Raw genomic sequence first — 20,492 nt, 5'->3', positions numbered from 1 at the left:
GTCTCAGTTTTCCTGGAAATGAGACAGCGCTTCTTGGATGCTCCTTTTATTTCCACTGAGACACATAGGAGTTCATGCACATGCAAACACGACAAGACCCCCACGGACGTGACCGTTTGATCCGCCTGCCGGAAGTGGAAAGCGCGACCGGCTGCAAAAAATCCACCATCTACAAGCTGTTGAAAGACGGTTCATTTCCGCGACCAGTACGGCTGTCCTCGCGCATGGTTGCATGGTCTGAGGTGGCTGTGCAGAGGTGGGTTCAAGACCGTATTCAGGGTGTCACGCGCGAGGGGGAGGGAAATTGCCATGCATGAGCCTTTGTCCCCGTCTGAAGCGTTGCCTGTAGGCAAAGCGAGGCACGCCGCAGCCGAGGCGGCGCAATCGCGGCTGCGTCGAGCAGCAGAGCATATGCAGGCGCATTGCACCGCGCCCGACGGCGTGATCTTTAGCAAGCGGTGGTGCAGGCCAGGCCAGCCCACCATGAACGTGCTTTTTGCTTGGCCTGGCGTGCTCATGTTGCAGGAGCCGCGAACGGGACGTGTTGTGAAGGAAGCGCGCGCTAGCTACATGGAGCAATCCATGCCGCATGAAACGGCATTCCTGCGGGGCGACCGTAAGGCTGCTTCGCTGTTGGCGCTGAGGTTCGTGCCGCCACAAAGCGCGCCATGCCGTTTGGTGTTCGACGCCTGGGGCGTGCTGACCATTTTTAATTTCAAGACAGGCGAAGTCCTGGCCAAGTCTCAGTCGGGCCGCCCGGCGTTGCTGCAGACGGACTTTTGCCCGTTGAATCGGCGTGACCTGGAGCCTCGTATTCAATGACACAGACCACCATTACCCCCGACCTGTTGCGCAATGCCTTGAGCTTTGTGCCGTCCAATCTGCCCCGTGATGAATGGGCGCGCGTGGGCATGGCCATCAAGAGCGAGTACCCCGACGACACGGGTCTGCAGCTTTTCAGTGACTGGAGTGCGGGCGGTGGTGGCACCTTCGATGCTGGCGCTGCGCGCAGTACCTGGCGCAGCATTCGGGAAGGTGGTGGAGTCGGCGTGTCCACTCTGCTGTATTTGGCGAAGCAGCATGGCTTCAAATTGCCCCGCCAGGGTGGTGCAGCCCATAAGCCTAGTGCGGCAGAGCTGCAACAGCAGGCCCAGCAACGCGCCCAGCGCCAGCAAGCGCAGCAGGTCGAACAGGTGCGTATCCAGGCCGAGCATGAGGCGGCGGCTGACGAAGCGGTGGCCCTTTGGGATAGGGCCAGCGACATGGGCGACTGCCCCTATCTGCACCGCAAGGGCGTGCAGGGGGTTGGCGTGCGTTACACGCCTGATGGCTGGCTACTGGTTCCGGTGCGTGACGGGGGCGGGCGGTTGTGGAACGTGCAGCGCATTGCGCCCGCCGCACCTGCGAGCGGTGGGGCGTCCAAGCTGTTCCTGAAGGGAGGGCGCAAGTCCGGGCTGTGGCATGTGCTGGGCAGCCTGGGTGGCGCTTCCCTGGTGCTGATTGCCGAGGGTTACGCCACGGCCGCCAGCCTGCACATGGCCATGGGTCTGCCGGTGGTTGTGGCCTTTGATGCGGGCAACCTGTTGGGCGTAGCCAAGGCTTTGCGCCAGTCGCTGCCCGCTGCGGTCCTGGTGGTGTGCGGCGATGATGATGCGGCCACGCAAGAGCGTACGGGCCGCAACCCCGGGCGCATCAAGGCCGAGGCTGCTGCGCATGCCGTGCAAGGTGCGGCGGTGTTCCCCTCTGCGCTGCCCGAGGGCTCCAGCGATTTCAATGACATGCACCAAGCCCACGGCCTGGATGCTGTGCGAACGTGCGTGCAGCAGGTCATTGCGGGGCTGCAAGCAGCGCCAGCCGAGGCCCTGCATGCCAAGGGGCCGGCGACGGATGCCGATACCGATGCGAGCAGCCCTGCTGGCGCTGGTGGCCCGCCTGCTGATAGTGCTGGTGGCCAGGGTGGCAGCGGTGACGGCAATGGGGGCGGGGGCCGCAGCAAGGGCAGCGCCAGCGGGCAGGATGACGTACCCGAATGGGATGACCCATTCACGTTGGATGACGGGGGCGTGTGGTTTCATGGCCGCGACCGCGATGGCAACCCGGCACGGCCGATGTGGTTGTGCTCGCCGCTGCAGGTCGAAGCGCTGACGCGCAACCAAGAGGGCGCGGGCTGGGGCTACCTACTGACCTTTGCCGATCCGCTGGGCGTGCCCAAGCAGTGGGCCATGCCGGCGCGCATGTTGAGCGGCGACGGCGGCGAGTACCGCGCCCTGCTGCTGAACATGGGCCTGCGCATTGCCACGGCGCCAGCGGCTCGCAACCGGCTGACCGAGTACATCCAGACGCGCAAGCCGCCTGAGTTTGCCAGTTGCACTGATCGTATTGGCTGGCATGGCAAGGCCTTCGTACTGCCCCATGAAACCATTGGCGACGATGCCGAGCGCATCGTGTTCCAGTCGGACAACCAAATGGAAAACACCTTCCGCATCAAGCGTGATGCGGATGAGTGGAGGGATCGCGTGGGCCGCCTGTGCGTTGGCAATAGCCGCCTGGTGTTCGCTGTAGCCAGCGCCTTTGCTGGGCCGCTGTTGCGGCCTGCAGGCATGGAGAGCGGCGGGTTTCATCTGCGGGGCGATAGTTCGAGCGGTAAGACCACGGCGCTGCGGTTGGCGGCCAGTGTGTACGGTGGTCCCAGCTTTATGCAGCGCTGGCGCACCACGGACAACGCCTTGGAGGCGATTGCGGCCCAGCACTGCGACAGCCTCCTGATTCTGGATGAGCTGGCGCAGGTTGAGGGCAAGGTGGCGGGCGAGTGCGCTTACATGCTCGCTAACGAACAGAGCAAGGCACGCGCTACCCGCAACGGTGCTGCACGGGCACGCCTGTCTTGGCGCTTGCTGTTCCTGAGTGCTGGGGAGCTGGGGCTGGCTGATCACATGGCCGAGGGCGGCAAGCGCACGCGTACCGGGCAAGAGGTGCGGATGGCAGACATCCCCGCCGATGCTGGCGCCGGCATGGGGGCGTTTGAGCGCCTGCATGGCTTGCCTGATGGCGCGGCTTTCTCGACCCATTTGGCGCGTGAGGCACAGCTTTGTCATGGGGCGGTAGGCCGGGCATTTCTGGAATGGGCGACGGCCAATGCCGATGCGCTGGCCAAGCGTGTGCGCAACGCAGTGGGCATTCTGGCCAGCACCTGGGTGCCGAATGGTGCTAGCGGTCAGGTGGCCCGCGTGGCGGCACGTTTTGCGCTGGTGGGCGTGGCCGGTGCGCTGGCGACTGAGGCGGGGCTGACGGGCTGGAATGAGGGCGAGAGTGAAGCAGGGGCTAAAGCCTGCTTTGACGCCTGGCTGGCAGCCCGTGGCGGTGCTGGTAATGGTGAGGTGGCGGCCATGCTGCGCCAGGTGCGCGGCTTCTTTGAGGCCCATGGGGAAGGGCGCTTCACTTGGTGGCACCGTGCAGCCGATGACCACAATGCCAAGACACTGCAGCGGGCCGGCTTCCGGCGCATGGTGGGCGAGGATGGCAAGCCCATCAAAAACGATGCAGAGCACCAGCGGGAGTATGGGGAGCGCATGCCGCCCACCGAAGGTGAGCGCGTGTGTCTGGAGTATTTTTTGCTGCCCGAAGTGTTCCGCACCGAGATATGCCGCGGCTTCGATCACAAGGCCGTTTGCAAAGTGTTGCTGGCCCATGGTTGCCTCAAGCCCAGTAAGGACCGAGAGTACGACGCAAAGCACCGATTACCTGGCCTTGGCCTCTCCTGGTGCTATCACATCACACCCGCCATCATGGAGCTGGATGTGTAGCCAGTCGCCCGATATGTGCCCCCATGGATGGGGGCACATGGGGAGACGCTGGGGGCATATTGCCACCCTCACCAAAGCCCAAGGTGTCAAAGCCCTGGGCTTTTTGCTGTCCGGCGTGTGATGGGGGTCTGTGTGGTCGTGCTTGCTATGGCTTGGCCCTGTCTAGCCCGTACAGCCCGTAGAAGGTTGACGGTGCGCGCCGGGAGGGGCGCGCGGCGGGAATATATTCCGCGCTGGCATAGTTGAGCTGTTTGTGCGCAAACTGTCGTAATGGATCGCAGCACCAAGAAAGCAGGGTGGCATGGCCGGCATTGCACTAGATTGTCTGAAACCTGAGCGTAAATCGACATTGCAGGCTGTTTTGTTCCCAATGTTCCCAAGAGAAAACGACTGTTCCCAAGGCGTTTTGGGAACAAAATTACTCAGTGGTGACAATAAGTTGCATGGCTTTTTGGGGTTTGTTCCCAATGTTTCCAAGAAAAAAGGTCAATACCCGAAAGAAGGTGCGCAGGGTGTCGGGCTGAGCTGGTGTCATGCTATGCCATTCTGGAATGGGTGATGCATGCGAGCACCGGGGTACCCCCCCCATGTCGGGTCCTCCTGAGGGGCCTTGAATGCGGGTAATTCGAGCGGCCTTGCCGCGCTGTTCTGCGGGCTCCCTAAGGGGGTTAAGTGAAGGTGGGCGAGGCAGCAGGGCAGGGGGCAGCGAGGCGAACCGAGGCTGTCCACAAGCCGGTTTTTTGCATGTGCCCCCACTTTTGAAATTTATGCCCCCTAATGTGCCCCCAGATGCCCCCGGATTGCGGCACACTTCAATGCACCTCTGTGGACTATCAAGCGAGCGTTTCAGAGGGGAAAAAGAAAAAGGCCGGAAGCATACGAACGCTTGCGGCCTTGAATATGGTCCCCTCAGCAGGAATCGAACCTGCATCTAGCGCTTAGGAGGCACTCGTTCTATCCATTGAACTATGAGGAGACGCGGCGTTATTGTAAGCGGGTGCAGCGCCGCGAAACCGACACAAGCCGGCATCCGGGCGCTGCGCGCTCAATCCTTGCGCACCGTGTAGATCAAGTCGATGGCGCTTTTCTCTCCCGTCTGGCCGCGCAGCGTGAGGCGGCGCGACAGGTCGTAGAAGATGTACAGCGTGCCCATGGCGCCCGACAGACTTTGTTCGTAGGTGACGTACAAGTCCTTGGACAGGCGCTTGCCCAGCGTCAGCGCGGCGCCTTCGGCGGTGCTGTCGCTGCTGCTCGGGCCCTTGAAGCCGATTTCGTCCAGGCCCACGCGGCCGGCGAAGTTCTCGCTGGAGCCGCCGCCGCTGAGCAGGGCCAGGGCGGCCTGCTGCAGCAGCGCGGCTTCGGCGCCGCCCGCGGACGGGTCGCGGCCCATCACCACCCAGGAGAGCTTTTCGGCGTCGGGCATTTCCGGGTCGGAGTACAGGCGCACGCGCGGGTCGCTGGCCGATCCCGTGACCTGCACGCCGGCGCGCACGGTGATGTTCGGGCGTATGGCCAGAATGTCCAGCGAGGGGTTGTCGTAGCTCCCGTTGAAACGCACGATGCCGGTTTCCACGTCCAGCGACTGGCCCCAGGCGCGGTAGCGGCCCTGCTCGGTGCGCACTTCGCCGGTGATGCGCGGCGGCCCGCCCGGCAGCAGGGGGCCGAGCACGTCGAGCTGGCCGACCAGCCGGGTGGTGATGCCGAAGCCTTGCAGGGCGAAGTCGCGGCCCAGGTCCAGGGTCACGGCGATGTCCGGCGGCTTGGCGGTCTGGGCCTGGGCGCTGGCCTGACGGGCCTGGGCTTCCTGCTGCGCCTTGCGCGATGCGGCCGAGCGCACGACCACGTCGGAGTCTAGTGACGGGGCCGAGTCTTCGGGCAGCAGGATGGCGGCGCGGTCGGTAACCAGCTTGCCGCGCAGCACCCACTGGCCCTGGTCGAGCTTGGCCTGCAGGTTGCCGGACACGCTGAGCTGGCGGTCGGCGCGCACCAGTACCTGCAGCTTGCGGGCTTCGGCGTCGAACTGCATGTGCAGGCCCGAGCCTTCGCCCTGGCCGGCCTTGTCCCAGCGGATGCTGCCCGTGCCCAGCAGTTCGCCGCCGTCGGTCGGAGCGGCCGTGAGGTTGCCGCTATAGCCCAGAATGCGCGCGCTGCTGCCTTGGCCGCCTTCGAATCTGAGCTCGGTGATGTTGAGCTGGTTGCCGCCGAAGCTGCCCTTGAGGTGGCCGTTTTTCAGATCCACGCCATCGAGCAGCGAAGTGATGCCCAGGTGGTTGGCTTGCAGCGTGCCTTGCCAGCGCGGATCGAGGCGGCTGCCCGACAGCGTGGCGTCGGCGTTGAAGTTGCCCGAGGCGCGCCAGCCTGGCGGTGCGAACAGCGACCAGATGCCGACGTCGGGCATCTGGGCCGTGATCTTGCCGGCCAGCGGCGCGTCTTCGGGCCAGGTCCAGCCGTCGTCGCTGCGTGCCATGCGGCTGCTGAGCTGGGCCCGGGCGCTGCCCGCGCGTTCGCTGTCCCAGTCGAGCTGGGCCACGACTTCGTCGCCCTGGGCTTGCAGGCGCAGCTGGGCCTGCTTGATGCGGGCGCGCATGCCGGCGCTGCGCGCGGTCAGGGCGCGGGGGCGAGGGGCGCCGTCGGCCTTGTCGGCCGAAGGGCCGCTGCTGCGCACGATGGTGGTGGTGTTGCCGTCATCGATGGCGATGCGGATGTCGCCGTCGGCGCGTTCCAGCGTGGCGCTGGCCTGCAGCTTGGGGCCGGTGGTGTCCAGGTTCCAGTCGCCGTTGAGCCGCAGGTCGCCGCCTATGCCGGCCTTGGTCAATGGCCCGTCCTGGCCTTTGACGCCCAGGGCATCGACCCAGGCCAGGGGCACGGACAGCAGCTTGCCCTGGGTCTGCAGGCCCCATTGGCCCTTGGGCAGGGCGCGCGCGGTGGTGGCCTGCCATTCGATGCGGGCCTGGCCCTGGTAGGGCGCGGGCGGTGTCACGGTCAAGGCGCTGGCGCCGGCCTGGAACTGCGTGCTGCGCACGGTCTGGCCGGGGCTGCTCTGGCCCAGCGTCAGGGGCGACTGCAGTTGCAGCGCCCAGGGGCCGGGGAATTGCTTGCCCAGTTCGATCTGGGCCTGCAGGCTGGCGATGCGTGCCTGCCAGTCGGTGGCGGCGCCGCTGCGCAGCGTGGACAGGCCGGCCTGCAGGGCGGTGTTCAGCTGCAGGCTTTGCTCGCCTTGCTGGCCCTTGCCCTGGAGCTGGATCTGCGCCTGCTCGGGCGTGCCCTTGAGCTGGAGATTGAGCCCTTGCAGCGACAGGGCGCTGGCCGTGTCGCCCTGGGGCAGATAGCGCAGGGTGGGTACGGTCAGCTGGGCCTGGAGTTGCAGGCCCGAGGCGGCGGCGGGCAATTGCCCCGCGGGCGCCTGCAAGCGCTGCAGCAACCGGCCCCAGCCGCCTTGCCATTGCAGCGCGAGCTGGCCCTGGCCTTCGAGGCTGGCGCCGGGCAGTGGGTCGGCCATGGCGGGCAGGCTGCGCAGCCATTGCAGCAGGGCCGGGGCCGAGGCGATGGACAGATCGGCCTTGCCCGCGCCTTCGTCGCGGCCCAGTCGGCCGTCGACATCGAGCTTGCCGCCAGGCACCTGGGCCTGGGCACGGGCCGTGACCAGCATGGTTTTGGTGTCGACTTCCAGCCGGTTGCTGCGCAGGCTGGCTTGCAGCGCCTGGACATTGAGCTCGCTCAAGCGCAGCCAGGGCGCCTGCCACTCGCCCTTGGCGGCCAGGCTTTGCAGGCCCAGCGGTGCGGGCTTGCCGGCCGTGCGGCGCGCGGCCTGCAGTGCGGCGACAAAAGCCACGCGCTGGTCTTCGCCGGCCGTGGCCTGCAGATGGCCGCTCAGCGGGGCGGCGTCCAGCGTGCTGAACAGGTCGGCCGGGTTGAGCTGTTCCACGTCGGCGCGGCCTTCCACGGTCTGGGTCGCGGGCGTGAAGCGGCCTTGCACGGCCAGATGGCCAGCGCCTACGTCGATGCGGGAGTCGCGCAGTTCCCAGATGCCTTCGGCATAGCGGGCCTGGGCCTGGAGCTTGTCCACGGGCAGGTGCTGCTGGTCCCAGGGGCCGGGCTGGGCGTTTTGCAGCTGGGTTTGCAGGGCCCAGCTGCCGTCGGCTTCGGGGCCGGCCTGCAGGCTGCCGGCGAGCAGGGTGCGAGGTCCTTGGGGCCAGAAGCTGGCCACGTCGAATTGCTGGAACGTGGCCTGGGCCGATTCCAGCGGCTGCGCCAGCCAGGGCCGAACGACGGCCGTGGCATGGGCGCTGGGGGCCTGGGCGGAGCTGTCGCTGGGGGCCTTGGCGTCGGCCGTGATTTCCAGGCGGGCCGCTTCGGTGGCCAGCGTGCCCTTGATCTGGACTTCGGCCTCCACGGTCTGGCGGCGCTCCTGGCCGGGAATGGGTGCTTCCAGGCGGCCGGACAGCTGGGCCTGCAGTGCCATGGGCGCGTCGCCCTGCAGTTGCAGCTTGGCGCGGTAACTGCCGTCGGCCCAGTTCAGGCGGTCCACGTCGAGGTGGTGCTGGCTGCCGTCGTAGCGGTAGCTGCCCTGGAGCTGCTGGATCTCGGCGCGCGGCGTGCCGTTCCAGACCAGTTGGTCGATCTGGAAGGGCAACTGGATGCGCAGCGGCAGACGCAGCTGTTGCAAGGGCTCGGTCGGGGTCTCGTCAGGATTGGGCGTACTGGTGATTTCCAGGCGCTGGGCATGCAGCTCGCCCACCTGCACTTCGCGGCGCAGCAGCGGCTGCAGGCGCCAGGCGATGTCGGTTTTTTCGACTTCCACCGTGAGCGTGGGGCCGCGCCAGCGCAGCCAGCCGATGTGGCCGCCCTGGCGCAGCGTGCCGGACACGTCGCGCGCTTCCAGCGACTGTCCTTCGGGCAGCCAGCGGGCGACGCGGGTGATCAGCGTGGCCAGCGAGTCGGCCTGGCCGGCCCACCACCAGGCGCCGCCCAGTGCGACAACGAGCACCAGCAGCAAGCTGAGCAGCAGGCCGGCCAGCGCGCGCCAGGCGCGCCGCCAGCGGCTGCGTTGGGTCCGGGCCGCAGGAGTAGAGGCAGGCACGGGAGAGGGGGAAGGGGATGCAGTCGGCTCGGCCATGGATCAGAAAGTAAAGCCCAGGCGCAAGTGCAGGCGCAGGCGGTGGGTTTGAACGCCATAGGCGAGATCGGCCTGGACCGGGCCGACGGGGCTGCGCCAGCGAATGCCGGTGCCTACGCCCGCGCGCACGGTCAGCGCGTCGGTGTGGTCGGTGACCGTACCGGCGTCGAGGAACAGCGTGTTTTCCCAGTCGCTGGTGTTGCCGCGCACGGTGATGGGGCGCTGCCATTCGACGCTGCCCGAAGCCATGTAGCGCCCGCCCGTGACCTGGCCGTTGTTGGTGCGCGCACCGATGGATTGGTAGCTGTAGCCGCGCACCGTGGTGTCGCCGCCGGTGAGGAACAGCTGGGTGACGGGAATCTCCACGTCCTGGCGGGCGATCACGGCGCCGCCCGCGGCACGCAGTGCCAGCCGGCCGCGGCGGTGGGTGATGGCGTCGCGCTCGCCCAGCCCGATCAGCGTGAGCCAACGGGCCGAGACCCGGCCGAAGGGCTCGCGCTCCGGCGTCAGCGTCGTGCCGGCGCCGACTTCCCAGGCAAAGCCGAAGCCGGATGTGGGTGTCGTCGGGTTGTCGAAGTAGCGGCCGGTCCAGCCGTAGTTGGCGGTGATGGCCGAGGCCGACGGCGGGGCATCCGTGCCTTGCTGGCGCGCGTAGTCGTACTGCAGGTAGTAGTTGCGGTCGATGTGGTCTTCGCTGCGGATGCGGCCCGTGCGCAGTCGCAGGCTGGTGGTGTCGAAGTCGCCGGTCTGCTCGCGCTCGGCCTTGGCGCCGGCAAACCAGGCCCAGCCGGATTCCGCGGGCAAGGCGGTCCAGTTGGACGACAGCAGCGGGTTCTTGCTGTCGACATGGAGCTTGGTGACCGCGCGCCAGCCGATGCCGGGCAGGCGGTTGTTGATGTGGTCCACGCTCAGGCGAGGGCCGGTGTCGGTGCTCGCGCCCACGCCCAGCACCCATTTTTGCAACTGCGCTTCGCGCACCTGGGCGATCACCGGCGCGGTGATGTGGGTGTCGCCGGACCGGGCGGCGCTGGTGTCCAGCGTGAGGAAGACCGAGTCGTAGTAGCCGCTGCTGGCCAGTCGCTGCTGGGCATCGAGCAAATCCTGCTGGGCGTATTCCCGGCCTTCGGGCAGGCGCGCGATGCGGCTCGTGCCCTGCGTGTCGTAGCGTTTGCCGCCGTCTATGCGCAGCGGGCCGAAGGTATAGGCCGGGCCGGGCGCATAGGTCACCTCCAGCTCGGCGGTCTGCGTGTCGGCGTCGATGTCGGCCTGGCTGTGGGCGATGGCCGCCGTGGGGTAGCGGTGGGCGTGCAGGTTGCGCAGCCCCTGGCTCTTGGCGCTGCCCCAGGCGGCCTGGGTAAAGCGTTGGCCGGGCGCGAGCGGCCACTGCTGCTGTATCTGGGCGCGCTGCGCCGCGCCTGCGGCATCGTCGGCCGTGGGGCCGGAAAACGTCACCTGCGACCGTTCCACGTGGGCCGGCGGGCCGGGATCGACGTGCACGATCACGGTGTAGGGCACTGGCGCGTCTTCGGCAGCGTCCTGAATTTCCAGCGAAATCGTCGGGCTGAAATAGCCCAGGGTGCCGATCAGGTTGCGGATGTTGCCGTCGGCGGCGCCCAGCAGGCGTGACAGCTCGCGGCGCTTGAGGTCGGGCAGCTGGCGAAAGCGCTGCAGCTCCATGTGCTTTTCCAGCAGTTCGCGCACGTCATCGGGCGCCTGGACTTCCAGGGCGAAGCTGGCGACGCCGGAAGCGCTGCTGGCGGCCAGGGCATCCTGGGATTTTTCTTTGGACGGCAGCAGACTGCAACCGGACAGCAACATCGTCGTGGTCAAAAAAAACGCCGACCAGAGGGCCGGCGCTTGTGCGGGTGAGGGCTGGGGCATGGGCCTATTTTGACAGCAGCCGGATGGTGTCTTCCAGGCCTTTGAGTGATAAAGGGTACATGCGGTCGCTCATCAACTGCTGGATCACGCTGATGCTCTGGCGGTATTGCCACACGCCTTGCGGTTCGGGGTTGATCCAGGCGAAGCGCGGAAAGGCGTGGGTCAGGCGCTGCAGCCACTCGGCTCCAGCCTCCTCGTTGTTGTATTCCACGCTGCCGCCGGGCTGCAGGATCTCGTAGGGGCTCATGGTCGCGTCGCCCACGAAGATCAGCTTGTAGTCCTTGTTGTACTTGCGGATGATGTCCCAGGTGTCGAACTTCTCGGCGAAGCGGCGGCGGTTGTTCTTCCACATGTAGTCATAGACGCAGTTGTGGAAGTAGTAGAACTCCAGGTGCTTGAACTCGCTTTTCACGGCCGAGAACAGCTCTTCGACGCGCTTGATGTGCTCGTCCATGGTGCCGCCCACGTCCATCAGCAGCAGCACCTTGACGTTGTTGTGCCGCTCCGGAACCATCTTGATGTCCAGGTAGCCGGCATTGGCGGCGGTGCTGCGGATGGTGTCCGGCAGATCGAGCTCGAGTTCGTTGCCCAGGCGCGCGAACTTGCGCAGGCGGCGCAGCGCCACCTTGATGTTGCGCGTGCCCAGTTCCTGCTGGTCGTCGTAGTCGCGATAGGCGCGCTGCTCCCAGACCTTGACCGCGCTCTTGTTGCGCCCCGGCCCGCCGATGCGCACGCCGGCCGGGTTGTGGCCGCCATGGCCGAAGGGGCTGGTGCCGCCCGTGCCGATCCACTTGCTGCCGCCTTCGTGGCGCTCTTTCTGCTCTTCCAGGCGCTTCTTGAGCGTCTCCATCAGCTCGTCCCAGCCCATGGCTTCGATGGCCGCCTTTTCCTCGGGGCTGAGCTCGCGTTCGAGCAGCTTGCGCAGCCATTCCTGGGGCAGTTCCTTGGTCAGGTCGGCGACCATTTCCACGCCCTTGAAATAGGCGGCGAAGGCGCGGTCGAACTTGTCGTAGTGCTTCTCGTCCTTGACCAGCACGCAGCGGCTCAGGTGGTAGAAGTCGTCCAGGCTCCAGCCGTCCTCGCTTTTGGGCCCGACCACGCCGGCCTGCAAGGCTTCGAGCAGGCTCAGGTATTCCTTGACCGAGACCGGCAGCTTGGCCGCGCGCAAAGTGTAGAAAAAGTCAATCAGCATGGCATGGTTCTCTGGCCTGTGGGGCCGGGGGAGGAGGGCTGCTGCAGCCGTTCAAGCAGGCGGGCGCGCACGGGCGGCCACTCGGCGGCGAGCAGGCTGTACATCACGGTGTCGCGCACGCTGCCGTCGCGGCGCAGGGCATGGCCGCGCAGCACGCCGTCCTTGTGCGCGCCCAGGCGCTCGATGGCGCGCTGGCTGGCAGTGTTGAGATGGTCGGTGCGCCAGCCCACGACCTGGCAGCCCAGGGTGTCGAACGCATGCTGCATCAGCAGCAGCTTGGCGGCGGTGTTCACATGGCTGCGCTGCACGCTGCGCGCATACCAGGTCCAGCCGATCTCCAGGCGCCGCACGGCGGGCAGGATGTCGTGGTAGCTGGTGCAGCCGAGCACGCTGCCGCTGGTTGCGTCGACCACGGCCCAGGGCAGGCGCTCGCCGCGGGCCTGCATCTCCAGCGCATGGGCGATATAGGCCGCGGTGTCTTCGGGGCGAGGCACCGAAGTGATGCGCAGGTTCCACAGCTCGCCGTCGGCCGCGGCCGCGCGCAGCCCGGCTTCATGCTCCATGCCCAGGGGTTCGAGCCGCACGCCATGGGCTTGCAGCACGACGGACGCGGTGAAGGCGGCGGCGCTGGTCATGGTTCGTGTTTTTTGTTGCGCTCGCTGCGCCACAGGCGAGCGGCCTGCAGACCGGCGCCGCCGAGCAGACCGATCAGCACAATGGCGGCGAGCGTGGTCGGCCCGTAGCCGGAAGCGAACAGGTCCAGGCCCAGCAGTTTGCCCAGCCCGAAGCCGAGCAGGGCGCCGGCCACGAAGCCGGCGGCATCGGACAGGCCTTCCACCAGCAGTTGTCGTGCAGTCGCCATGTGTGTCTTTCGTGCCAATGTCAGCGGTTGCGCTGGTTCATGCTGACCAGCTTTTCAAACAGGCTCACGTCCTGTTCGTTCTTGAGCAGGGCGCCCACCAGCGGCGGCACCGAGATCTTGTTGTCGGCGCTTTGCAGCGCATCCAGCGGGATGTCTTCGGCCACCAGCAGCTTGAGCCAGTCGATGAGTTCGCTGGTCGAGGGCTTTTTCTTCAGGCCGGGCAGGTTGCGCACGTCGTAGAAGGTCTTCATGGCCGCGCCCAGCAGTTCGCCATGCAGCGTGGGGAAGTGCACGGCCACGATCTGGCGCATGGTGTCGGCGTCGGGGAACTTGATGTAGTGGAAGAAGCAGCGGCGCAGGAAAGCGTCGGGCAGCTCTTTTTCATTGTTCGACGTAATGAAAACCAGGGGGCGGTGCTTCGCCTTGATCATTTCCCGGGTTTCGTAGCAGTAAAACTCCATCCGGTCGATTTCGCGCAGCAAATCGTTGGGGAATTCAATATCGGCTTTATCGATTTCGTCAATCAGTAATGCCACGGGGTGGTCGGAAGTAAATGCCTGCCACAACACACCCTTAATGATGTAGTTATGAATATCCTTTACCCGTTCATCGCCCAACTGGCTGTCGCGCAGGCGGCTCACGGCGTCGTATTCATACAGGCCTTGCTGGGCCTTGGTGGTGGATTTGATGTGCCACTGCAACAGTGGCAGGTTCAGCGCCTGCGCCACTTCCTCGGCCAGCATGGTCTTGCCGGTGCCGGGCTCGCCCTTGACCAGCAGGGGGCGTTGCAGGGTGGAAGCCGCATTCACCGCCAGCATCAGATCCGGCGTTGCTACGTAATTTTGTGAACCTTGAAATTTCATGGCGGTATATCAGCGTAAGTATTGATGGGGAGGCCAGGTGGTTGCTGCCTATAATCATTTCGCTCCACAAGGCAAAGCACCTGCCGGAACTTCCAAAGGATTGTGCTCGCAAAATGAATCAGACTTTGACCACGATATTCGCCTTGGCTGTCGCCTGTGTGACCGGCACGGCCCAGGCTCAGGCCGTACAGGGTGACGCAAAAGCAGGAGCAGCCAAAGTTGCCATGTGCATTGGTTGCCACGGTATCGAAGGCTACCAGGCCAGTTTTCCCGAAGTGCACAAGGTGCCCAAGATCTCTGGTCAGGGCGCGGCCTATATGGCCGCTGCACTGCAAGCCTACCAAAAAGGCGAGCGCAAGCACCCGACCATGCGCAGCATTTCCGATTCGCTGACGGAGCAGGACATTGCCGATGTCGCGGCTTACTACGCGACCCACGTCAAGACGGGCAGCGCAGCCGCTCCCGCCAAGCCGACGCGCGAGCCCAGCGTGCAAGTGGCCGAGCTGCTCAAGCGTGGTGCCTGCGTCTCCTGCCATGGCGACAATTTCTCCAAGCCCATCGATGCCAGCTACCCCAAGATCGCGGGCCAGCATTCCGACTATCTGTACGTGGCGCTCAAGTCCTACACGATCGACAAGAACCCCCAGGTGGGACGCAGCAACGGCGTGATGGCCGGCATCGCCAAGCAGTTCAACCACCAGGAACTCAAGGCGCTCGCCGGCTACATCGGCAGCCTGGACGGCGAACTGCAGACCGTGCCGCAATCGAAGTTCCGCTGACACCCCCTGAGCCGCTTCGCGCTAGGCGCGCCCCGTCTTCCCCCTCTCAACCGACGGTGGAGGGGGATGGCAGCCTCGGTGCGGGGCGGCCCTTCCTCGCTGCCCCCTTGCTGGGGCGCGCCAGTTTCAAAGAAGCTCAGTCAGTCGTTGCTCTGCGCTGCACGCAGGCGATGTAGCCATCGCCATCGGGCGGGCGCCCGGCGCGCTGGCTTTCCCAGAGCATCTGCCCCAGGCATTCCATGGCCGCGTGGTGGGCCTCGTGCAGCGAGTCAAGGCGGCGGGTGAGCAACTCCACGGCCTGGCGTATGCCGCGCGGCTGGTCGATGCTGCACTGCTCGCTGATCGACAGGTGCATGGACAGGTGCAAGAAGGGATTGGTCTTGTCTGGCGTCTCGTCGTAATTGCGTGCGACGGCCGCGTCGGCATCGGCCAGGTCGGCAAAATACTCGGGGTGCTCGGCAATCCAGAGGCTGGCCAGGGTTTCGATGGCTTCCATGGGTGCCTGCGCGAGCATCTTGGCGCGCACACCGCAGAAAAAGCGCCGGACATCGGCTTGGGACGGGTTGAACATAATGGCGCGCAGCGTATCACGGGCGGCACGACCCGCGTGCGAGCAGGCCCGGCCCGGTTAGGCCCGGCCCGGCACTGGTTGGCGCGCAGACTTTAAAATTACCGATTCTGCGCACTCACACCCCTTTGCCTCATGGATCTGAATACCTGGCTGGCCTTTTTTTTCGCGGCATGGATCATCGCGGTGTCGCCCGGCTCCGGTGCGGTGCTGTCCATGAGCCACGGCCTGCTGTACGGCCTGCGCCAGGCGAGTCCGACCATATGGGGCCTGCAGCTGGGCCTGCTGCTGGTGCTGGTGGTCGCCGGCGTCGGCGTGGGTTCGCTGCTCGCGGCATCTCCGTGGGCGTTCAACGTGGTCAAGGTGGTGGGCGCGGTCTACCTGATCTATCTGGGCTGGTCGCAGTGGCGTTCCAGCACCGGCCCGGTGACCGAAGACAGTGCGCCGGCCACCGCTTTGAGCCTGCGCAGGCGCGTGCTGACCGGCTTTCTGACCAATGCCACCAACCCCAAGGGCATCATCTTCATGGTGGCGGTGCTGCCGCAGTTCATGACGCCCAGCCGCCCGCTGTGGCCGCAGCTGCTGATCCTGGCCGCGACCATGCTGGCCATAGACACCACCGTGATGCACGGCTACGCCGCCAGTGCCAGCGCCTTGCGCCGCCTGATGCGCAGCCCGCGGGCCCTGCGCATCCAGAACCGGGTATTCGGCGGCTTGCTGATGGCCGTGGGCTGCGGCCTGTTCTTCGTGCAGCGCGCTGCGCCCGTATAGCGCGGACTGGGGTCATCCCGAGCCTGTCGCGCGCCAGACAAGCGCGCCGGCCCCGGCCCCCTACAGTGGGCTGATGCGTACTTTTCAATCCTATTCCGAAGTGCTGTCCTGCCTTGGTCAGGAAGTGGCCGTGACCGACTGGCTCACGATCACCCAGCAACAGATCAACCTGTTCGCCGAAGCCACGGGGGACCACCAATGGATCCATGTGGACGAGAAGCGCGCGGCCGAAGGGCCGTTTGGCACGCCTATCGCCCACGGCTTCCTGACGCTGTCCCTGCTGCCGAAGTTCTTTGAAAGCGCTTTCAAGATTGCCGGCACGCGCATGGGCGTGAACTATGGCCTCAACCGGGTGCGCTTCACCGCGCCCGTACCCGTGGGCAGCCGCCTGCGCGCGCACATGACGCTGCAGGAAGCCGAGCGTGTGGAGCCCGACGGTCTGCAGATGACTTGGCTTGTGAGCATTGAGCGCGAAGGCAGCGACCGGCCGGTATGCGTGGCCGAGTCCGTGACCAGGAGTTATGGGGCAGCGCCCTGATCCGTCGGGTTGGTGTCGAGCGCTCCAGCGAAACCTGACTGGCGCCAGGCTTCGAAGACGCTCACGGCCACGGCGTTCGATAGGTTGAGGCTGCGCTGGCCGGGCAACATGGGCAGGCGCAGGCGCTGTGCGGGCGCGAAGCTTTCGCGCAAGGCCAAGGGCAGGCCGCGCGTTTCCGAGCCGAAGACCAGCCAGTCGCCGGGCTGGAATACGTTCGAATGCAAGGGGCTGCTGCCGTGCGACGTCATGGCAAACATGCGGCCGGGGTCCGGCTGCTCGTCGCGCAGGAAAACCGTCCAGCCTGCGTGGCGTTTGACCTGGGTGTACTCGTGATAGTCCAGGCCGGCGCGGCGCATGAGCCGGTCTTCCATGGAAAAGCCCAGCGGCTCTATCAGGTGTAGCGTGCAGCCGGTATTTGCGGCCAGGCGGATGACATTGCCCGTGTTCGGGGGGATCTCGGGTTCGACCAGAACGATGTGAAACATATCTTCCTATTGTCATGGCACGCGCAGCGTGCGCGCGACAACCATGGCGCAGATATGGATGGCGCCGGCCTGGCGCAGGGCTTGGGCAGCGGCATCCAGCGTGGCGCCGGTGGTCAGGATGTCGTCCACCAGTATCACCTTTTGCCCCAGAACTTGCGACCGGCGTTGCGCCGGAACCTCGAAAACCCCGCGCAGATTGCCCAGCCGCTGGGCCCGTTGCAGGCCGCTTTGTGCCGGTGTGTGGCGTGTGCGCTGCAGCAGCTCGGTGGCGCAGGCCGGAGCCCCCTGGTGCCGGGCCAGGGCCCGCGCCAGCAGCGCGGCCTGGTTGAAACCCCTTTCGCGCAGGCGCTCGCGTGACAGTGGAACCGGCACGATCAGCGTGGCCGCGGCCAGCGCCGCTGCCGCGCCGGGCGTGCGGGCCAGCAATTGCGCCAGCGCATGGGCGGCGCCCGGGTCCTGCTGGAACTTGAACTGCATCAGCAGTGCCGACCAGGGATAGCCGTAGTCCACCGCGGCCAGGGCGGCGTCGAAAGCCGGCGGCGCGCGCAGGCAGGCGCCGCATTCGAGCGCATCGCCCGTCAGCGGCAGGGCGCAGTGCCGGCAACGGGCCTGCGCGCCGGCCCAGCGGGCGGCGCAGTCGTGGCAAATGCGCTGGCTGGGCCAGCTGTGGCAGATGCTGCACTGGCTGGGCAAGGCCTGCCGTGCCTGCGCCAAAGTCTGTTCCAGCCAGAAACCAGGGCGGAAAAACATGGCCAGCACTATACGTCGGACTCCGTGCGCCCGGCGCGTTTTTTCGCGCTGTGGCCCAATGTGCGCTGCTTAGAACGTGTTCAAGGTCTTTTCCGGGGTTGCGCATGCAGTCCACGGCGCGTCCTTCTAGGCGCACGCTGCAGCCCATACGTCAGTATGGGCAAAGTGGGCACGTTCTTGCTGGAATGTTCCGTCCTGTTGTTTGCCTTGCTGGCTGTTTGTATGTCCGATCTGCTTCCTCCCACCATCGATCCCGTGGCCGCCGCGCGCTGGCATGCTGCCGCGCCGGCCTTGTCGCCCTGGCTGCACGAAGAGGTCGCGCGGCGCATGGAAGAGCGCCTGGAGTGGATCGTGCAGGCGCCCAAGAACTGGTGCCACTGGGAGCCGGTGCGCGGCGGGCTGCAGGCCCACCGCCTGTTGGCCACGCGCTACCCCCAGGCCGGAGTGCAAGTCCATGAGGACGCGCCGCGGCGTGCTGCCGTGGCCCGGGAACAGCTGGGTCAGCGCTGGTGGCAGCCGGCGCGCTGGATGGGCGGAGCGGTGCAATTCGGCGCGCCCCAGCCCGCCAGCGTCGACATGCTGTGGGCCAATATGGCGCTGCACACGGCGGCCGATCCGCAGCAGCTCATCGGCCAATGGCACCGCGCCCTGGCCGTGGACGGCTATGTGATGTTCTCCTGCCTGGGTCCCGACACCCTGCGCGAGCTGCACGCGGTCTATGCCGATCTGGGCTGGCCGCCCGCAGGCCATGCGTTCACCGACATGCATGACTGGGGCGACATGCTGGTACAGGCGGGATTCTCCGAGCCGGTGATGGACATGGAGCACATCACCTTGACCTTCGCCAGCCCCAAGCGCCTGCTGCAGGAGCTGCGCGAGCTGGGCTGCAACCTGCATCCGGCCCGCTTTGCCGGTCTGCGTGGGCGCGGCTGGCAGCAAAAGCTCGAAGACGCGCTGCAGCAGCGGCTGGCGTCGCCGGCGCACGGCGGCCAGCTGGCGCTGACGTTCGAAATCGTCTATGGCCACGCCTACAAGCCCACGCCCAAGCTGCGTGTGAGCGAAAGCAGCGCCGTGTCCCTGGAAGACATGCGCGCGATGTTGCGCGGCGGGCGCAACCCGGGTTTGCGCTAGTCTGAATGTCGCTTTCTGGTCATTGATTTGGCTCAACGCCGACATACAATTTTTGTACTGAATATAAAGAGCTTTCCCTGCGCACCTCACTTTTCGGCAGGGAAGGCACCCTCGGCCTTGCTGCCGCGATGGGAGACAAAAATTGGTGTTTCGCTTTGCCATGGGGTTGGGCCAGCGGGTTGAATGGCGGCTGGTTCGCGAGTTTGATTTACACCGTCCGATACGGGCTGGCGCCGCTGCCGTCGTTGCGCTGCTTTGGGCCGCGGCATGGAGCCGTTGCTTTTCTTTTCAGGCGATCCGTTCTGGGTCGCCGTTTTTTCTTCCCCTGAGCGTTGCTGCCCCCGATTGGCGGGCGCTGACGCGCCATGCTTTTGAAGCCGGGCGCGCGCTGTTTTCTGTTCCTGCCCTGGCTGCGCGCGGAGGGCGCGCAGTGGGTGCTGGCCGGTCTGCCCTGGCCAGCGGGCGCTGCTGACCGGGTGCGCGCACCCGGGTCGGGCTGGCGTGCTGCCCAGGCGCCGGTCCCGTCGATTGGATAACTTGAGGCTTAGACGTAAGTGAGAACTATGAAAAGCATTTCCTCCAAGCTGGCATCTCTTGTCACCATGGCCGGCGTTTGGGTGGCCACGGCAGCCCATGCCGTTCAGGACCTGCCGGGCGGCCCGGCCGTGAACCAGCTCAATCTGCACCCCGCGGTGACGCGCATCGCGCAGGAACAGCAGTACCTGCACTGGATGATGCTGATCATCTGCACGGTGATCTTTCTCGGCGTGTTCGGGGTGATGTTCTATTCCATCTGGAAGCACCGCAAATCGCGCGGCCACAAGGCGGCGAACTTCCACGAATCGGTCACGGTCGAAGTGCTGTGGACCATCGTCCCCTTCATCATCGTGATCCTGATTGCCCTGCCGGCGACCAAGGTGCTGGTGGCGCAGAAAGACACGACCAACGCCGACCTGACGATCAAGGTCACGGGCTACCAGTGGAAGTGGGGCTATGACTACATCAACGGCGAAGGCGAAGGCATCGGCTTCGTCTCCACGCTCGACAGCAGCCACCGCGCGATGTCGGACAGCGGCAATGTGACCGACGCCCCGGCCGACTACCTGCTCAAGGTCGACCACCCGATGGTGGTGCCGGTCGGCAAGAAAGTGCGCGTGATCACCACCGCCAACGACGTGATCCATTCCTTCATGGTGCCGGCCTTCGGCATCAAGCAGGACGCGATTCCGGGCTTTGTGCGCGACACCTGGTTTCGCGCCGACAAGGCCGGCGACTACTACGGCCAATGCGTGGAGCTGTGCGGCAAGGAGCACGCCTACATGCCCATCCACGTGAAAGTCGTGGAGGCCGCGGAATACAGCAAATGGGTGGACGGGCAGCGCAAGCTGGCCGCTGCCAAGCTCGACGATCCGACCAAGGTCTGGGACCTGGCCGACATCGTCAAGCGCGGTGAAAAAGTCTATGCCGCCAACTGCGCGGCCTGCCACCAGGCCAACGGCAAGGGCGCGGGTCCGATCAAGCCACTGGACGGCTCGGCCGTGGTGCTGAACACCGACCACAGCCAGCAGCTCCACATCCTGCTCGCGGGCGCGGCCGGCGGTGCCATGCCTTCCTGGAAGCAGCTCAGCGATACCGACCTGGCCGCAGTCGCCAGCTACACCAAGAATGCCTGGTCCAACCAGACCGGACAGCTGGTGCAGCCGTCTGAAGTCGTCGCTGAACGCAAGAAGTAAGCCGGCCCCAACGTACCGAG

General features: G+C 65.9%; 18 protein-coding genes and 1 tRNA gene. 9 read left to right on the top strand and 10 right to left on the bottom strand.

The annotated features are described in order from the left end of the window. The first annotated feature begins 80 nt into the window (after window positions 1-80). The 4 genes from N0K08_RS05845 to N0K08_RS05830 all read left to right on the top strand — a co-directional run bounded on the left by N0K08_RS05845 (window position 81) and on the right by N0K08_RS05830 (window position 4,362). Entirely contained in the window at window positions 81-317 is a 237-nt protein-coding gene (locus N0K08_RS05845) for a helix-turn-helix transcriptional regulator (protein WP_261499134.1), read from the top strand. Continuing rightward, entirely contained in the window at window positions 310-822 is a 513-nt protein-coding gene (locus tag N0K08_RS05840; protein ID WP_261499133.1) for a hypothetical protein, read from the top strand. The genes N0K08_RS05845 and N0K08_RS05840 overlap by 8 nt, the downstream gene beginning before the upstream one ends. Then, window positions 819-3,803: a DUF927 domain-containing protein gene (locus N0K08_RS05835; RefSeq protein ID WP_261499132.1), complete on the top strand. Its 2,985-nt coding sequence runs from the start codon at window positions 819-821 to the stop codon at window positions 3,801-3,803. Before N0K08_RS05840 ends, N0K08_RS05835 begins: the two co-directional genes overlap by 4 nt. Window positions 3,804-4,104: 301 nt before the next feature. Then, complete coding sequence (locus tag N0K08_RS05830) at window positions 4,105-4,362, top strand: hypothetical protein (RefSeq protein WP_261499131.1); 258 nt, start codon at window positions 4,105-4,107, stop codon at window positions 4,360-4,362. Between the two features lie 342 nt (window positions 4,363-4,704). On the opposite strand, the gene N0K08_RS05825 is transcribed toward N0K08_RS05830, so the two are convergent. From N0K08_RS05825 to N0K08_RS05795, 7 genes are all read right to left on the bottom strand, one after another. Continuing rightward, a tRNA-Arg gene (locus N0K08_RS05825) sits at window positions 4,705-4,779 on the bottom strand. Window positions 4,780-4,848: 69 nt separating this feature from the next. Next, a complete protein-coding gene (locus N0K08_RS05820; RefSeq protein ID WP_408642908.1) occupies window positions 4,849-8,919 on the bottom strand; it encodes a translocation/assembly module TamB domain-containing protein in 4,071 nt (1,356 codons plus the stop codon). A 3-nt stretch (window positions 8,920-8,922) separates the two neighbouring features. Further along, entirely contained in the window at window positions 8,923-10,800 is a 1,878-nt protein-coding gene (locus tag N0K08_RS05815; RefSeq protein WP_261499129.1) for an autotransporter assembly complex protein TamA, read from the bottom strand. A gap of 4 nt (window positions 10,801-10,804) precedes the next feature. After that, window positions 10,805-11,992: a vWA domain-containing protein gene (locus N0K08_RS05810; RefSeq protein ID WP_261499128.1), complete on the bottom strand. Its 1,188-nt coding sequence runs from the start codon at window positions 11,990-11,992 to the stop codon at window positions 10,805-10,807. Beyond that, window positions 11,986-12,627: a GNAT family N-acetyltransferase gene (locus tag N0K08_RS05805; RefSeq protein WP_261499127.1), complete on the bottom strand. Its 642-nt coding sequence runs from the start codon at window positions 12,625-12,627 to the stop codon at window positions 11,986-11,988. Before N0K08_RS05805 ends, N0K08_RS05810 begins: the two co-directional genes overlap by 7 nt. Beyond that, the gene (locus N0K08_RS05800; protein ID WP_261499126.1) at window positions 12,624-12,854 is read right to left on the bottom strand and encodes a hypothetical protein; all 231 of its coding nucleotides are present in this window, start codon (window positions 12,852-12,854) and stop codon (window positions 12,624-12,626) included. The genes N0K08_RS05805 and N0K08_RS05800 overlap by 4 nt, the downstream gene beginning before the upstream one ends. Window positions 12,855-12,874: 20 nt before the next feature. Then, the gene (locus tag N0K08_RS05795; RefSeq protein WP_261499124.1) at window positions 12,875-13,717 is read right to left on the bottom strand and encodes an AAA family ATPase; all 843 of its coding nucleotides are present in this window, start codon (window positions 13,715-13,717) and stop codon (window positions 12,875-12,877) included. A gap of 113 nt (window positions 13,718-13,830) precedes the next feature. Between N0K08_RS05795 and N0K08_RS05790 the strand changes: the two genes are divergently transcribed. After that, window positions 13,831-14,496, top strand: a complete 666-nt coding sequence (locus tag N0K08_RS05790; RefSeq protein WP_261499123.1) for a c-type cytochrome — start codon at window positions 13,831-13,833, stop codon at window positions 14,494-14,496. 136 nt (window positions 14,497-14,632) lie between these two features. Here N0K08_RS05790 and N0K08_RS05785 read toward each other — a convergent pair whose 3' ends face one another. After that, window positions 14,633-15,067, bottom strand: a complete 435-nt coding sequence (locus N0K08_RS05785; RefSeq protein ID WP_261499122.1) for a DUF1841 family protein — start codon at window positions 15,065-15,067, stop codon at window positions 14,633-14,635. Between the two features lie 132 nt (window positions 15,068-15,199). Between N0K08_RS05785 and N0K08_RS05780 the strand changes: the two genes are divergently transcribed. Further along, a complete protein-coding gene (locus tag N0K08_RS05780; RefSeq protein WP_261499121.1) occupies window positions 15,200-15,835 on the top strand; it encodes a LysE family translocator in 636 nt (211 codons plus the stop codon). 73 nt (window positions 15,836-15,908) lie between these two features. After that, window positions 15,909-16,373, top strand: coding sequence for a MaoC family dehydratase (locus tag N0K08_RS05775; RefSeq protein WP_261499120.1), 465 nt, complete (start codon window positions 15,909-15,911; stop codon window positions 16,371-16,373). Here the strand turns inward: N0K08_RS05775 and N0K08_RS05770 are convergent. Both N0K08_RS05770 and N0K08_RS05765 read right to left on the bottom strand, forming a co-directional pair. Next, entirely contained in the window at window positions 16,355-16,858 is a 504-nt protein-coding gene (locus N0K08_RS05770) for a tRNA (cytidine(34)-2'-O)-methyltransferase (protein WP_261499119.1), read from the bottom strand. The genes N0K08_RS05775 and N0K08_RS05770 overlap by 19 nt on opposite strands. Before the next feature lie 12 nt (window positions 16,859-16,870). Then, window positions 16,871-17,608 (bottom strand): ComF family protein, encoded by a 738-nt coding sequence (locus N0K08_RS05765; RefSeq protein ID WP_261499118.1) that lies wholly within the window; start codon window positions 17,606-17,608, stop codon window positions 16,871-16,873. 222 nt (window positions 17,609-17,830) lie between these two features. Here N0K08_RS05765 and N0K08_RS05760 point away from each other — a divergent pair, with 222 nt between their 5' ends. Beyond that, window positions 17,831-18,739, top strand: a complete 909-nt coding sequence (locus tag N0K08_RS05760; RefSeq protein WP_261499117.1) for a methyltransferase domain-containing protein — start codon at window positions 17,831-17,833, stop codon at window positions 18,737-18,739. A gap of 563 nt (window positions 18,740-19,302) precedes the next feature. Continuing rightward, a complete protein-coding gene (coxB, locus tag N0K08_RS05755) occupies window positions 19,303-20,472 on the top strand; it encodes a cytochrome c oxidase subunit II (RefSeq protein WP_261499116.1) in 1,170 nt (389 codons plus the stop codon). The last annotated feature ends 20 nt before the right edge of the window (window positions 20,473-20,492 follow it).

It is taken from the genome of Acidovorax bellezanensis, assembly GCF_025421555.1.
Lineage (GTDB): Bacteria > Pseudomonadota > Gammaproteobacteria > Burkholderiales > Burkholderiaceae_C > Comamonas > Comamonas bellezanensis.
The sequence above is the reverse complement of the archived record's forward strand: the minus strand, read 5'-3'. Positions and strand labels throughout refer to the sequence as shown.